At 60.8% G+C, this 14,536-nt stretch carries 13 protein-coding genes; 10 read left to right on the forward strand and 3 right to left on the reverse strand.

Annotated features, from left to right (window positions below; translation table 11 throughout):
- Positions 1-134 precede the first annotated feature (134 nt).
- The 10 genes from HBO24_RS15355 to pcaC all read left to right on the forward strand — a co-directional run bounded on the left by HBO24_RS15355 (position 135) and on the right by pcaC (position 10,003).
- Complete coding sequence (locus HBO24_RS15355; RefSeq protein WP_170059948.1) at positions 135-1,481, forward strand: MFS transporter; 1,347 nt, start codon at positions 135-137, stop codon at positions 1,479-1,481.
- Positions 1,482-1,778: 297 nt separating this feature from the next.
- A complete protein-coding gene (locus HBO24_RS15360) occupies positions 1,779-2,636 on the forward strand; it encodes a CoA transferase subunit A (RefSeq protein WP_057439815.1) in 858 nt (285 codons plus the stop codon).
- Positions 2,636-3,415, forward strand: a complete 780-nt coding sequence (locus tag HBO24_RS15365; protein WP_057439814.1) for a CoA-transferase subunit beta — start codon at positions 2,636-2,638, stop codon at positions 3,413-3,415. The genes HBO24_RS15360 and HBO24_RS15365 overlap by 1 nt, the downstream gene beginning before the upstream one ends.
- Positions 3,412-4,617 carry a 3-oxoadipyl-CoA thiolase gene (pcaF, locus tag HBO24_RS15370; RefSeq protein ID WP_170059969.1) on the forward strand — a complete coding sequence of 402 codons (1,206 nt, stop codon included), beginning with the start codon at positions 3,412-3,414 and terminating at the stop codon, positions 4,615-4,617. Before HBO24_RS15365 ends, pcaF begins: the two co-directional genes overlap by 4 nt.
- 27 nt (positions 4,618-4,644) lie before the next feature.
- A complete protein-coding gene (gene pcaH, locus HBO24_RS15375; protein ID WP_057439810.1) occupies positions 4,645-5,349 on the forward strand; it encodes a protocatechuate 3,4-dioxygenase subunit beta in 705 nt (234 codons plus the stop codon).
- 1 nt (position 5,350) lies between these two features.
- Positions 5,351-5,917 (forward strand): protocatechuate 3,4-dioxygenase subunit alpha, encoded by a 567-nt coding sequence (pcaG, locus tag HBO24_RS15380; RefSeq protein ID WP_057439808.1) that lies wholly within the window; start codon positions 5,351-5,353, stop codon positions 5,915-5,917.
- Between the two features lie 159 nt (positions 5,918-6,076).
- Positions 6,077-7,372, forward strand: coding sequence for an MFS family transporter (locus HBO24_RS15385; protein WP_057444387.1), 1,296 nt, complete (start codon positions 6,077-6,079; stop codon positions 7,370-7,372).
- A 10-nt stretch (positions 7,373-7,382) separates the two neighbouring features.
- A complete protein-coding gene (locus tag HBO24_RS15390; RefSeq protein ID WP_057958740.1) occupies positions 7,383-8,747 on the forward strand; it encodes a 3-carboxy-cis,cis-muconate cycloisomerase in 1,365 nt (454 codons plus the stop codon).
- 10 nt (positions 8,748-8,757) lie between these two features.
- Positions 8,758-9,549: a 3-oxoadipate enol-lactonase gene (gene pcaD, locus HBO24_RS15395; RefSeq protein ID WP_057958741.1), complete on the forward strand. Its 792-nt coding sequence runs from the start codon at positions 8,758-8,760 to the stop codon at positions 9,547-9,549.
- Positions 9,550-9,610: 61 nt separating this feature from the next.
- Positions 9,611-10,003 (forward strand): 4-carboxymuconolactone decarboxylase, encoded by a 393-nt coding sequence (gene pcaC, locus HBO24_RS15400; protein ID WP_057958742.1) that lies wholly within the window; start codon positions 9,611-9,613, stop codon positions 10,001-10,003.
- 27 nt (positions 10,004-10,030) lie between these two features.
- Here the strand turns inward: pcaC and HBO24_RS15405 are convergent, their stop codons facing one another.
- The 3 genes from HBO24_RS15405 to HBO24_RS15415 all read right to left on the reverse strand — a co-directional run bounded on the left by HBO24_RS15405 (position 10,031) and on the right by HBO24_RS15415 (position 14,375).
- Entirely contained in the window at positions 10,031-11,713 is a 1,683-nt protein-coding gene (locus HBO24_RS15405; RefSeq protein WP_170059949.1) for a M91 family zinc metallopeptidase, read from the reverse strand.
- A 37-nt stretch (positions 11,714-11,750) separates the two neighbouring features.
- A complete protein-coding gene (locus tag HBO24_RS15410; RefSeq protein ID WP_170059950.1) occupies positions 11,751-13,292 on the reverse strand; it encodes a M91 family zinc metallopeptidase in 1,542 nt (513 codons plus the stop codon).
- 183 nt (positions 13,293-13,475) lie between these two features.
- Positions 13,476-14,375 carry a polysaccharide deacetylase family protein gene (locus tag HBO24_RS15415; RefSeq protein ID WP_057958745.1) on the reverse strand — a complete coding sequence of 300 codons (900 nt, stop codon included), beginning with the start codon at positions 14,373-14,375 and terminating at the stop codon, positions 13,476-13,478.
- Positions 14,376-14,536 lie beyond the last annotated feature (161 nt).

A 14,536-nucleotide genomic window follows, 5' to 3' on the forward strand; every position in this document is an offset into this window, starting at 1 on the left:
TGTTTCCCCTGGCTCATTAATGTCGCGGCAGCGTGATTGACCGCGACAGCTTCTACCGCTGCGGTTTCGGTTTCGCCCCAATAATAATGACGACTCGCCGTCGTCCGCCCGCCATCGGTGTGGAAATAAAAATAATGAATCAGCCTTCGCCTTCTGTTGGTACATGTCTGGACGTGCAGTCCTTTATCAATGCGCAACCGCTGTCCCGCTATCAATGGCGGGTGGTGATCCTGTGCTTCCTGATTGTCTTTCTCGACGGCCTGGATACTGCGGCCATGGGCTTTATTGCGCCGGCACTGTCCCAGGATTGGGGGATCGACCGTGCCAGCCTCGGCCCGGTGATGAGTGCCGCGTTGATCGGCATGGTGTTTGGCGCCCTGGGTTCAGGCCCGTTGGCCGACCGTTTCGGACGCAAGGTGGTGTTGGTCGGCGCCGTGCTGGTGTTCGGTGCGTTCAGCCTGGCCTCGGCCTATAGCAGCAACGTTGATCAGTTGCTGGTATTGCGCTTCCTGACCGGCCTGGGCCTGGGCGCTGGCATGCCGAACGCCACGACGTTGCTGTCCGAATACACCCCGGAGCGCCACAAGTCGTTGCTGGTGACCAGCATGTTCTGCGGCTTCAACCTGGGCATGGCCGGTGGCGGGTTTATCTCGGCCAAGCTGATCCCGATGTTCGGCTGGCATAGCCTGCTGCTGATCGGCGGCATCCTGCCCTTGATCCTGGTCGGCGTACTGGTGCTATGGCTGCCGGAGTCGGCACGCTACCTGGTGGTGCGCAATCGCGGCACAGACAAGGTGCGCAAGGCCTTGTCACCCATCGACCCGGCCACCGTCGCCCAGGCTTCCAGCTTCAGCGTCCCGGAACAGAAAACCGTCAAGGCGCGCAATGTGTTCGCGGTGATCTTCTCTGGCACCTACAGCGCCGGCACCCTGTTGCTGTGGCTCACCTACTTTATGGGTCTGGTGATTGTGTACCTGTTGACCAGTTGGTTGCCGACCCTGATGCGTGACAGCGGCGCCAGCATGGAGCAGGCGGCTTTTATCGGCGCGTTGTTCCAGTTTGGTGGAGTACTCAGCGCCGTGGGCGTGGGCTGGGCCATGGACCGGTTCAATCCGCACAAGGTCATCGGCACTTTCTACCTGCTGGCTGGGGTCTTTGCCTACGCCGTGGGCCAGAGCCTGGGCAATATCACCCTCCTGGCCACCCTGGTGTTGATCGCCGGGATGTGCGTCAACGGTGCGCAATCGGCCATGCCTTCGTTGGCGGCGCGGTTTTACCCGACCCAGGGCCGGGCGACCGGGGTGTCCTGGATGCTGGGGATTGGCCGTTTTGGCGCGATCCTCGGTGCGTGGATGGGAGCCACGCTGTTGGGGCTGGGTTGGAACTTCGAGCAAGTGCTGACGGCACTGGTGATTCCGGCTGCATTGGCCACTACGGCGGTGGTGATCAAAGGCCTGGTCAGCCACGCCGACGCCACCTGAGACTTAAAGCAGGCACGGTTGAAAAATGTGGGAGCGGGCTTGCTCGCGAAGGCGGTGGCTCAGGACAAAAAAGTGTTGACTGACACACCGCCTTCGCGAGCAAGCCCGCTCCCACAGGGACGCTGTTCGCGTGGAAAGCAGGGGTGTTTGGAGGAATGTTAGCCAGGTAACAATCTGTTCGATTATCGAACGGTTAGTCGATTATCGGATTGTTTGACCCCTGACCCCGGCTTACTCTTCAAGCACTTCGGCGCTGCCTCCAGCGCCTTTTTCGACCTACACCGGGAGCCCAACCCCATGGCTGAAATCCTTTCGCTGGCTGATGCGGTAAAGCAGTTCGTCAATGACGGCGATACCGTCGCGCTCGAAGGCTTTACCCACCTGATCCCTACAGCGGCAGGTCATGAAATCATCCGTCAGGGCAAGAAAGACCTGACGCTGGTGCGCATGACGCCCGACCTGATCTACGACCAACTGATCGGGGCCGGCTGTGCGCGCAAGTTGATTTTTTCCTGGGGCGGCAACCCGGGCGTAGGTTCCCTGCATCGCCTGCGGGATGCGGTGGAAAAGCAATGGCCGCAACCGTTGGAGATCGAAGAACACAGCCATGCGGACCTGGCCAACGCCTACGTGGCCGGCGCCTCCGGCCTGCCGTTCGCGGTGCTGCGGGCGTATGCCGGTTCTGACTTGCCCAAGGTCAACCCGCTGATCAAGACCGTGACCTGCCCCTTCACCGGCGAAGTGCTGGCGGCGGTGCCGTCGGTGCGCCCGGACATCACCGTGATCCACGCGCAAAAGGCCGACCGCAAGGGCAACGTGCTGTTGTGGGGGATTCTCGGGGTGCAGAAAGAGGCGGCATTGGCGGCCAAGCGTTGCATCGTCACCGTCGAAGAAATCGTCGACGACCTCAACGCCCCCATGAACGCCTGCGTGCTGCCGACCTGGGCCCTGACTGCCGTGTGCCATGTACCGGGGGGCGCGCACCCTTCCTACGCCCACGGTTACACCGAGCGTGACAATCGCTTTTATCAAGCCTGGGATCCGATCGCTCGGGACCGTGGGACGTTTACCGCATGGATCAATGAATACATCCATGGTACCGCTGACTTCAGTCAATTCCAGGCCAAACTGGCTGCCGCGCAGGAGGCCAAGTAATGACTTACTCGACCAATGAAATGATGACCGTCGCCGCCGCGCGCCGCCTGAAGAACGGTGCCGTGTGCTTCGTCGGCATCGGCCTGCCGTCCAAGGCCGCCAACCTGGCCCGCCTGACGTCGTCGCCGGATGTGGTGTTGATCTACGAGTCCGGCCCGATTGGCGCCAAGCCCTCGGTCCTGCCGCTGTCCATTGGCGACGGCGAGTTGGCGGAAACCGCCGACAGTGTCGTACCCACGGGTGAGATTTTTCGCTACTGGCTGCAAGGCGGGCGCATTGACGTCGGTTTTCTCGGCGCAGCCCAGGTCGACCGCTTCGGCAATATCAACACCACGGTGGTTGGTGATTACCACCAACCCAAGGTGCGCCTGCCGGGTGCCGGTGGTGCGCCGGAGATTGCCGGCTCCGCCAAGAGCGTGTTGATCATCCTCAAGCAGTCGTCCCGTTCGTTTGTCGACAAACTGGATTTCATCACCTCGGTCGGCCATGGCGAAGGCGGCGACTCGCGCAAGCGCCTCGGCCTGCCAGGCGCAGGCCCGGTCGGGATTATTACCGACCTGTGCATCATGGAGCCGGAGGAGGGCACCCACGAATTTGTGGTCACCGCCTTGCATCCCGGCGTGACCCGCGAGCAAGTGATTGCCGCCACCGGCTGGGCGATCCGCTTTGCCGAGCAGGTCAGCACCAGCGCCGAACCCACGCCAGTCGAACTGAACGCCTTGCGCGATCTTGAAGCCCGTACCGCCGCGGCCCATGGCCAAACCCCAGGAGAAGCCTGATGCGCGACGTGTTTATCTGTGATGCGATCCGCACCCCCATCGGCCGTTTCGGCGGTGGCCTGTCCACGGTGCGCGCCGATGACCTGGCGGCCCTGCCGATCAAGGCCCTGATGGCGCGCAACCCGTCGGTAGACTGGAGCGCGGTCGACGAAGTGTTCCTCGGCTGCGCCAACCAGTCCGGCGAAGACAACCGTAACGTGGCGCGCATGGCTGCGCTGCTGGCCGGCCTGCCGCCGAGCATTCCCGGGGTGACGGTCAACCGCTTGTGCGCCTCGGGCATGGACGCCATCGGCACCGCGTTCCGCGCCATTGCCAGTGGCGAAATGGAGCTGGCGATTGCCGGTGGTGTCGAGTCGATGTCCCGTGCACCGTTCGTGATGGGCAAGGCAGACGCCGCGTTCTCGCGCAACATGAAGCTGGAAGACACCACCATCGGCTGGCGCTTTATCAACCCGTTGATGAAGGCCCAGTACGGCGTGGATGCCATGCCGCAGACCGCTGATAACGTGGCAGATGATTACAACGTCTCGCGCGCCGACCAGGACGCCTTCGCCTTGCGCAGCCAGCAACGCACAGCCATGGCCCAGGCCGCGGGGTTTTTCGCTGAAGAAATCGTCCCGGTACGGGTCGCCCATAAAAAAGGCGAGACCCTGGTGGAGCACGACGAACACCCGCGTGCCGATACCACCCTCGAAGCCCTGACCAAGCTCAAGCCGGTCAACGGCCCGGACAAGACCGTCACCGCCGGCAACGCTTCCGGGGTCAACGACGGCGCCGCCGCGTTGATTCTGGCCAGCGCGGACGCGGTGAAAAAGCACGGCCTGACCGCCCGCGCCCGGGTGTTGGGCATGGCCAGTGCCGGGGTCGAACCCCGGGTGATGGGCATCGGCCCGGTGCCAGCGGTGCGCAAGTTGGTAGAGCGCCTGGGCCTGGCGGTCAGCGACTTTGATGTGATCGAACTCAACGAAGCCTTCGCCAGCCAGGGTTTGGCGGTGCTGCGGGAGTTGGGCCTGGCGGACGACGCACCCCAGGTCAATCCCAACGGCGGCGCGATTGCCTTGGGTCATCCCCTGGGCATGAGCGGTGCGCGCCTGGTCTTGACGGCCCTGCATCAACTGGAAAAAACCGGCGGCAGCAAAGGCCTGGCGACCCTGTGTGTCGGCGTCGGCCAAGGCTTGGCGTTGGCCATCGAACGCGTTTGAGACCTACAAGAAAAAGAGGAATGCTCCATGAGTGACAAGCCCGGATACCGGCGCCCGCAAGCGGGTACTCAGCCTGATTACCTGCACCCGGCGTACCAGTCGACGAACCTGCGTTCGCCGTCCAAGCCGCTGGTGTTTTTGCCCCATTCACTGTCGGAAATCACCGGCCCGACCATCGGCGCCGAACGCATTGCCGAGCACGACAACGACCTGACCGCCCAGCACGAGGGCGAGCCCCAAGGCGAGCGCATCATCATTCACGGCCGGGTCCTGGATGAAAACGGCCTGCCTGTGCCGGGCATCCTGGTGGAGATCTGGCAGGCCAACGCCGCCGGTCGCTACAACCACAAGCGCGACCAGCACGACGCGCCCCTGGACCCGAACTTCACCGGCACCGGTCGCACCGTCACCGATGCCGATGGCTGGTACCAGTTCCAGACCATCAAGCCCGGTGCCTATCCGTGGGGCAATCACCACAACGCCTGGCGCCCGGCGCATATCCACTTCTCGCTGTTCGGCCCCAGTGTGCTGACGCGCCTGGTGACCCAGATGTACTTCCCCGGCGACCCGCTGCTGGCCTATGACCCGATCTACAACTGCGTGCCGGACACCTCGGCCAAGGAACGCCTGATCGCCCGTTTCGACCTGGAAAAGACCGTGCCGCACTATGCCCTCGGCTATCGCTGGGACATCGTCCTGCGCGGCCGCGACGCCACGCCGATGGAGAAATGACATGACCCTCAACGCAACCACGTCCCACACCGTCGGGCCGTACTATCACATCGGCCTGACTTGGTTGAACTGCGAAGACCTGGCGAATGCGGGCACCCTCGGCGAGCGTGTGGCCATCACCGGGCAGGTGGTGGATGGCAATGGCGAGGTGGTCAACGATGCCATGCTGGAAGTCTGGCAGGCCAACGCCGCCGGTAAATATGACCACCCCGAGGACGACCAGGACAAAGCCCTGGACCCCAATTTCGCAGGCTTTGGCCGGGTGCCGGTGGATGCGCAAGGGCGTTTCCGTTTCAGCACCATCAAGCCCGGTAGTGTGCCGGGCCTGAAGGGTACGACCCAGGCGCCGCATTTGGTGGTGTTGGTGTTTGCCCGTGGTTTGGTGAAGCACTTGCTGACGCGGATTTATTTCGACGGCGAAGCGGCCAATGGCGATGACCCGTTGCTGGCGTGTGTGCCGGCAGAGCGGCGCGGCACGTTGGTTGCCAAGGCGGATGCGTCGGGGGTGTATCAGTGGAATGTGGTGCTTCAGGGCACCGATGAAGAGACGGTGTTTTTCGATTATTGAGTTGCCTGCCAGGGCGCTGTCGCGGGCAAGCCCGCTCTCACAGTGGAATGCGATCACCTGTGGGAGCGGGCTTGGCTGCCATTCAAAGGTCTGCTTGCGGAACGAGGTTGTTGCAAAGTGTGTCTAGACTCTAACCCGTTCCCTACGAGTGAAAACAACATGACAACGAGTACCAGTCACTACACCGGAGAAGAACGCAGCAAACGGATTTTTGCGATTGTCGGGGCCTCTTCCGGCAACCTGGTCGAATGGTTCGACTTCTACGTCTATGCCTTCTGCGCGATCTATTTCGCTCCGGCGTTTTTCCCCTCCGACGACCCCACGGTGCAGCTGCTCAACACCGCTGGCGTGTTCGCCGCAGGCTTCTTGATGCGCCCCATCGGTGGCTGGCTGTTTGGCCGGGTCGCCGACAAGCACGGGCGCAAGAATTCGATGATGATTTCGGTGCTGATGATGTGCGCCGGTTCCCTGGTCATCGCCTTTCTACCGACCTACAAAGACATCGGCGCCTGGGCTCCGGCCCTGCTGCTGATGGCGCGGCTGTTCCAGGGCCTGTCGGTGGGGGGCGAGTACGGCACCACGGCGACCTACATGAGTGAAGTCGCGCTCAAGGGCCAGCGCGGCTTCTTCGCCTCGTTCCAGTACGTGACCCTGATTGGCGGGCAACTGCTGGCGGTGTCGGTGGTGGTGATCCTGCAACAACTGCTCACCGAGGACGAGCTGCGGGCCTGGGGCTGGCGCATTCCGTTTGTGATCGGGGCCGTGGCGGCGGTGATTTCGCTGTTGCTGCGCCGCTCCCTGAAAGAAACCACCAGCAAGGAAATGCGGGAAAACAAGGACGCCGGCAGCATTGCCGCGTTGTTCCGCGATCATAAGGCCGCGTTTATCACCGTGCTCGGCTACACCGCCGGCGGCTCGCTGATCTTCTACACCTTTACCACTTACATGCAGAAGTACCTGGTGAACACCGCCGGCATGCACGCCAAGACCGCCAGCTACATCATGACCGGCGCGCTGTTCCTCTATATGTGCATGCAGCCGCTGTTCGGCATGCTCTCGGACAAGATCGGCCGCCGTAACTCGATGCTCTGGTTCGGCGCGCTCGGGACCTTGTGCACAGTCCCGATCCTGCTGACCCTGAAAACCGTGACCAGCCCGTTCCTGGCCTTTGTATTGATTACCCTGGCGCTGGCGATTGTGAGTTTCTACACCTCCATCAGTGGCCTGGTAAAAGCCGAAATGTTCCCGCCACAAGTGCGCGCTCTCGGTGTGGGCCTGGCCTATGCGGTGGCCAACGCGATCTTCGGTGGTTCGGCGGAATACGTGGCCCTGGGCCTGAAATCCATTGGCCTGGAAAACACCTTCTACTGGTACGTGACCGGCATGATGGCGATTGCGTTCCTGTTCAGCCTGCGCCTGCCGAAACAGGCTGAGTACTTGCACCACGATCTGTAAGGGATGACTTATGACACTGCGCACGAGCAACCAACTGTTCGACGCTTACTTCACCGCCGACAGCATGGCCGAGGTGTTCTGTGACCAGGGACGCTTGCAGGGCATGCTGGATGTCGAAGCCGCACTGGCCCGGGCGCAGGCGCGGATCGGGTTGATTCCCCAGGCCGCCGTCGCGCCGATTGCCCAGGCATGCCTGGCCTCGTTGTACGACGTGGATGCCCTCGGCGCGGCGATTGCCACGGCGGGCAATTCGGCGATCCCGCTGGTCAAGGCCCTGGGCAAACTGATTGCCAGCGAGGACGCCGGCGCCGAGCGCTATGTGCATCTGGGCGCCACCAGCCAGGATGTGATGGACACCGGCCTGGTGCTGCAACTGCGGCGGGCGCTGGAACTGATCGACACGGACCTGGCCCGGCTGGGCGCGGTTCTCGCGGCCCAGGCGCAGCGCTATGCCGACGTGCCGTTGGCCGGGCGTACCTGGTTGCAGCACGCAACGCCGGTCACCCTGGGGATGAAAATCGCCGGTTGGCTGGGGGCGGTGACGCGCAATCGCCAACGGTTGGTGGAGCTGCAGCCGCGCCTGCTGGTCCTGCAGTTCGGCGGCGCGTCCGGCACCTTGGCTGCACTGGGTGAACACGCCATGCCGGTGGCGCAAGCCCTGGCAGCGGAGTTGCAACTGACGCTGCCCGAACAACCCTGGCACACCCAGCGTGACCGTCTGGTGGAGTTCGCCAGCGTGCTGGGCCTGATCGCCGGCAGCCTGGGCAAGCTCGGGCGGGATATCAGCCTGCTGATGCAGACCGAAGCGGCGGAAGTGTTCGAGCCGTCAGCCCCAGGCAAGGGCGGCTCCTCGACCATGCCGCACAAGCGCAACCCGGTTGGCGCGGCGGTGTTGATCAGCGCTGCTACGCGGGTGCCGGGGCTGGTGGCGACGATGTTCAGCGCCATGCCCCAGGAGCACGAGCGCAGCCTGGGCCTGTGGCATGCCGAATGGGAAACTCTGCCCGAAATCTGCCGCCTGGTGTCCGGTGCCTTGCATCAGGCATTACTGGTGAGTGAAGGCCTGGAAGTCGATGCACAACGCATGGGCCACAATCTCGACCTGACCCAGGGCCTGGTGCTGGCCGAGGCCGTCAGTAGCACATTGGCCCAGCGCCTGGGCCGTGAAACCGCCCATCACCTGCTGGAACAGTGTTGCAAACGCGCGGTCGCCGAGCAGCGCCATTTGCGCGCGGTATTGGCCGATGAGCCGCAAGTCACCGCCGAGCTGTCGGCGGTGGAATTGGATCGCCTGCTGGACCCGGCGCATTACCTGGGCCAGGCACAGACCTGGGTCAGCCGCGCCGTGGCTGAGCACTTTGCTTTTTCTGCCTGAGGAGGCTGCTGTGGGATTTGTACGACTCGCCGATGGCGAACTGAATTACCAACTGGAAGGTCCTGAAGGCGCGCCGGTACTGGTGCTGTCCAATTCACTGGGCACCGACCTGCATATGTGGGATACCCAGATGCCGGCCTTCACCGAGCATTTTCGGGTGCTGCGCCTGGACACCCGTGGCCACGGCAAATCCCTGGTCACCGAGGGCCCCTACAGCATTGAGCAACTGGGGCGTGACGTGCTGGCGTTGCTGGATGCGCTGGATATCCAGCGTGCGCATTTCTGCGGTTTGTCCATGGGCGGGTTGATTGGCCAGTGGCTGGGCATCAACGCCGGTGAGCGCTTGCTCAAGCTGGTGCTGTGCAACACGGCAGCCAAGATCGGCACTGCGGACATCTGGAACCCGCGGATCGAAATGGTCCTGCGCGAGGGCCAGGCGGCAATGGTCGGCTTGCGTGATGCGTCGGTTGCGCGTTGGTTTACTGCCGATTTTGCCCAGGCTCATCCCGCTCAGGCCAAGCGCATTACCGACATGCTCGCGGCCACATCGCCCCAAGGCTATGCCGCCAACTGTGGCGCGGTGCGCGATGCGGATCTGCGTGAGCAACTGGCGTCTATCAAGGTGCCGACGCTGGTGATTGCCGGTACTGAGGATGCCGTCACACCGCCGGCCGGCGGGCACTTTATTCAAGAGCGTGTCGCGGGCGCCGAGTATGCCGAGTTTTATGCGGCGCACTTGTCCAACGTACAGGCCGGGGCTGCGTTCAGCGAGCGGGTACTGGCGTTCTTGTTGGCGGGCTGATGGTCCAGGCGAGTAGCGCTTGTTGTGGCACAGTCATTAATGGTTGGTTTTAGGAGGTTTTGTGGACGAGAAACAACGTTACGCCGATGGGCTCAAGGTGCGGCGTGAAGTGCTGGGCGATGCCCATGTCGATCGCAGCCTCAATGCCTTGACCGAGTTCAACAGCGAGTTCCAGGAAATGATCACCCGCCATGCCTGGGGTGATATCTGGACCCGCCCGGGCTTGCCCCGGCACACCCGCAGCCTGATCACCATTGCCATGCTGATCGGGATGAACCGCAACGAAGAGCTCAAACTGCACCTGCGCGCCGCCGCCAGCAATGGCGTGACCCGTGCCGAGATCAAGGAAGTACTGATGCAGAGCGCAATCTACTGCGGGATCCCGGCGGCCAATGCGACGTTTCACCTGGCCGAGTCGGTGTGGGATGAGTTGGGGGTCGAGTCGCGGGATTGACGACGATTTACCCCCGCCTGGAGCCGCTCACCCCTCGTCAGGCGGAAAGTAAGCATCCCGCCGCGCAGTACCCGTTTCTTCACGCAGTGCGTTTTCATTAAAGGGGTTGGGGTTGGTAGTCGTCGGGGGGGTCGACGGGTCGTTGTCAAAATCAAAGGCGGGGGCATTGGTCTCTACCCCGACGGCTTGGCGCTCCGGATTCGGTTCATCTGCGGTTTTGCCGGGTAAAAAGGTGCCATTGGCGCCGTTATAGGCGTGGGCCATTTCATGGTAGAGGCTGATGACCGGAGGCTCACGGAAGATGAGGCCGGGATTGTTGTGTATCTTTGCCCCCGTGGCGACCGAGCCTTTGGTGTTGCCGTGTATGAAACCCAATTGGGGCGATTCTGCGAGGTCGTCATATTCTTTTAATTGTTTGTCGTGTTCTCTGGTGAAGTTGTTGGTGAATGTATAATTGGGGCGGACGGTAGTCTCTCGGATTGTTATGGGGGAACCGTTGCGCTCGGCGGCCCGGTCCAGTTCACTCAGCATTTTTTGTGCCGTTGGTGAGTTTCTGAAGAATTCAAGATCATCCTGGGTTTGTTGTTTGAATTTGCTTGAGCCCTCGATCTTGAACGCTTTATGACCCGCATTGCTGATGTTGACTTTTTTATATCGGGTGCCGGGAATACTGGTGACGAGGTCATATTTCTTGGCATAGATAGTATCGTTTGCATTGTATGAGTTGACACGATCCCGACCTCGCCCTGTATAGAACACGGTCTGTGCCTTTCCTGTCATCAAATCATCACCGGGGCCGCCATGCATGACATTCATCGGGCTTTCGCTGACCATCGTGTCGTTGCCGTTGCCACCATCCATATAGCTGAATGTGCCTTCGCTGCCAGTCCCGGAGGACATAGTGTCGTTGCCGTTATTCCCATACATGACGGCTATTCCTGATCCGCCCTTCATTGTGTCATTACCGTCATTCCCTTCGGCGTAGCCGTTGCCGCTACCCAGCGTGATGTTGTCGTTCCCCGCTCCTCCGTAGACACGGGTATCACCACTGCCAAGGGCTTCAATCCGGTCTCGACCTTTACCGCCCTCGATCGTAATGGGGATCGTCACGCGCGGATTAACCCGAATGTGATCATCGCCGCCTTTTGACTTGATGTGCAGTTCTTCAGGGTAACTTTCGTGATTGTTGATTTTTAATGTGTAATGCCTGTCGTTGACTTGCAGCTGGACTTCATTGTTCGAAGATTGATTGACTTTTATAACGTCGGGCTTTTCACCTGTTTCGATTTTTATGACGTTGCTTCTGTTTGTGCGTTCATTGTCGCTGACCGTCTCCCAAGTGGTTTTATGGGTTATTTTGATAAGGTCGTCCTTATATAAAGGAGCAGAGTTTGTATAGGTTGGATATTTTTCTACGTAGTGTTGGTCTGGTGTTAGTTTTGATTTCGGTGTGAAAGTCGCATTTGAGTTTTGTAGCAGGGGAACTTCAATGGAAATGGGGTTTTGCAGGGCGTTAGCAGCCGGTGTTGGACTGAGTGCGGATGAGGAGAATACGTTTGGATACTGTGCAGGGGCTGAGATGGACATTGCATCGTCTCGCGATAGGGGGTTTGGAGATGAGTGGTTGGCCGCCTGAACAGGATTCCGCCTAACTTCAATACCGTTTTTTTCGGACCACACATGAACGCGTAGAACTTCGCGGTCGCGCACGGTTATGTATCATTGGCCTACCTTAAAACAAGGAGCGTCAGGTATAGCGATCGCGCAGATTAAGTCCCATTTCTTTGCGTAAAGAGTTTTCCGTGAAGGGGGCGGGATTGGTGGCGGTCGGCGGGGTGAGTGGATCATGGTCAAAGTCGAACGGCTCGGCACCCGTCGGCAGACCGACAGCCTGTCGTTCAATATTGGGTGTGTCTTCAGGAGGTTCACCCGCGACCGGCTCCTCGGTCGTTCCGGGGAGGAAGGAACCCGTGGCGCCGTTATAGGCATGCACCATTTCATGGTAGAGATTTGTTATCGGAAAACCGCCTGATACAGGGGCGTCAAACGTACTGGAAGGGGAGTAGCGCACGACGCCATCGGTGATTGGCGCGCCCTGTACCCCGTTGTGAACATAACCTTTTACGGGGGCCTCAGGATCCAACTGATCCGGCTCTTGCTGGTTGAACGCGTAATCTGTCCTGTCTCTTTTTCCGCCATCCTGAAGGGTTACCGGTACTCCATTTCTGTCAGCGGCGGCGTCCATCTCGGCAAGCATTTTCTGGCCTGCCGGCGAGCAGCGTAAAAGCTCCAGGTCATCTTCGACGCGTTGTTTGAACTCTGCTGTGCCTTGGACGTTAAACCCTCTTTTACCGGCTTCACTGGGTGTGACCGCCATCAACTTCGCGTGCGCAGAGTTCAGGAACCTGTCGCTGGGTTTTGCGTAGATAAGGTCGTCCCGATTGTTGGAACGGATCGTGTCGTTACCTTTGCCGCTGTAAAAGGTGGTTCGATCGCGACCCAGCATCACATCGTCACCCCGGCCGCCATTCATAATCGTGTGGCCGTTGCCGGCATACATTGTGTCTGAGCCGCTGCCGCCGTCCATGTGGCTTTTTTTGCTGGCTGCCCCAGGCCCCGCATACATCCAGTCGTTGCCGTTATTGGCGTACAGGATGGCGTTACCGGAGCCGCCTATCATCATGTCGCTACCCTCATTGCCTTCGGCATAGCCTGCACCGCTGCCCAACTGGAGAAAGTCGTTGCCATTGCCTCCCAGCAGGCGGCTTGGACCACCTCCCGCCCTTACGTGATCATTGCCATCCCCCGCTTCAATCGTTACGTAAAGCATGACATCGGCATCGACCTTTATCTTGTCGTCACCACCGTTACTTTTAATCACGAGTTTTGTGGGGACTTCATCTTTCGCGTCTCTTGCGTCAAAGATGTATGACTTGCCATTGACCTCTACATTGAGTCGTCCGTCGGTACGGTTACTGACATGAATAGTGTCTGAGGTATTACCTGTTTCAAGCGTCAGCTTATCGTCCAGCAGGGTGGGTTTATCCAGGTCATATTGCCGGGTGCGGATTGAATGCCGGGCAATCAGATTACCGTCATCGACCAGTATCGCTTCCTGTTCTTGCGATGGGCGAACGCGTCTCGCAGGCGGAGCAGGGCTTTCTCCAGTGTCCTGCGCCAAGGAGGGCGCTTGACGGCGCTCCCTCTTGGCGGGGGCGGGTGCCGAGTGTGTGGAAGGCTCAAGGGAAGGGAGGGGCAGACTGTGGTTCAGTGGCGCGATAGTGTTCATCAGAGAACCTTTCTATTCGAGATAGGGGGCTCTCTGTAGGTTGATGATTGGAATAAAAGGGTTCCGCCATACTGGCCGATGCTTTGTGTCCTGGCGTAATGAAATTTGCTCGCGCCCGCTGCACACGTCGCTAAATCGTCTGGGGTGTCGGTTAACGAAACACGGCTCTGTGGTCGGGTTGGATCATTGGGGGGCGGCGTCCCACACCCAGTCCCACATCCCCGGTAAGTGCACGGCTTGGCTGGCATCCTTCACCGTGCGCGCCAGGGCCCCGCGCTCCAGTGCCGAGCGGTCGGTGTAGAACGGTTCGGCGGCGGTCTTCAGGCCATTGGCCTGGGCGCTGTCCATCAGGATCTGCAGGTACTCCTGCAGATGCCGTGCGGTGTAGCGATTGATGTCGTGAAAGGTCACCACCACCGGGATCACCCCTTCTACAGTCGGCAGTTCGCCCAGGGCAATGCGTTCGCGCACCAGCGACAGCTGCCGCAGCAGGTTGGCCCGACGCCGTGGGCTGGCATTGAAGCCCCAGATCTTGCCGTCATTGGCGCTCAGGTCGGTCAGCAAAATCTGCATGCCGTGGCGCTGGTAGGCGGCGAAGGTGCGTTTGTCGTAGTTCCAGAAGGGCGGGCGTATCAGGTTCGGCGCAGCGCCGGTGATCGAGGCGATAGTCGCGGCGCCCAGGCTCAAGGTCTGCGTCAGCTCTTCGTCGTTCAACAGGCGATGATTGCTATGCCAGCGCGTGGCGGTGTGAAACGCCAGGATATGGCCGGCGGCGTGCTCGCGCTCCATGGTCTTGCGCCCGCGCGGGCTGCCGCCAGAGCGCCAGGCCTCGGTCTGCAAAAAGAAGATCGCCTTGATTCCCGGTTGCACCGGGTTGTTGGCCAGGCTCTCGATGACCAAACGGCTAGGGTTGGCGTAGCCCGAGGCGCTGGGGCCGTCATCGAACGTCAGCAGGAAACGGATCGGGGCCTGGGCGTGCAGGCGCTGTTCGGTCTGGGGTGTCAATGCCACGGGCGCGCCGATGCAGGCGCTGAGGCTCAGTGCCAAAGCGAACACGGCGGCGGTGATGGCGAAGGATTTCATGGTATGGGCCGGGCTCTGACACAGATTGCGCCTAAGGAGAGGCCGCAACAGGCGGGCACCATACAGCAAGAATAACCGGGGTGATCATCTGGCTGACGAACTACAACGGCCGGCCATCTCTTCATTGAGGCTAAACGCTGGTGGGCCGGGGCGCTACTCGC

The organism is Pseudomonas sp. WS 5410 (assembly GCF_012985645.1).
In the GTDB taxonomy this organism is placed as follows: domain Bacteria; phylum Pseudomonadota; class Gammaproteobacteria; order Pseudomonadales; family Pseudomonadaceae; genus Aquipseudomonas; species Aquipseudomonas shahriarae.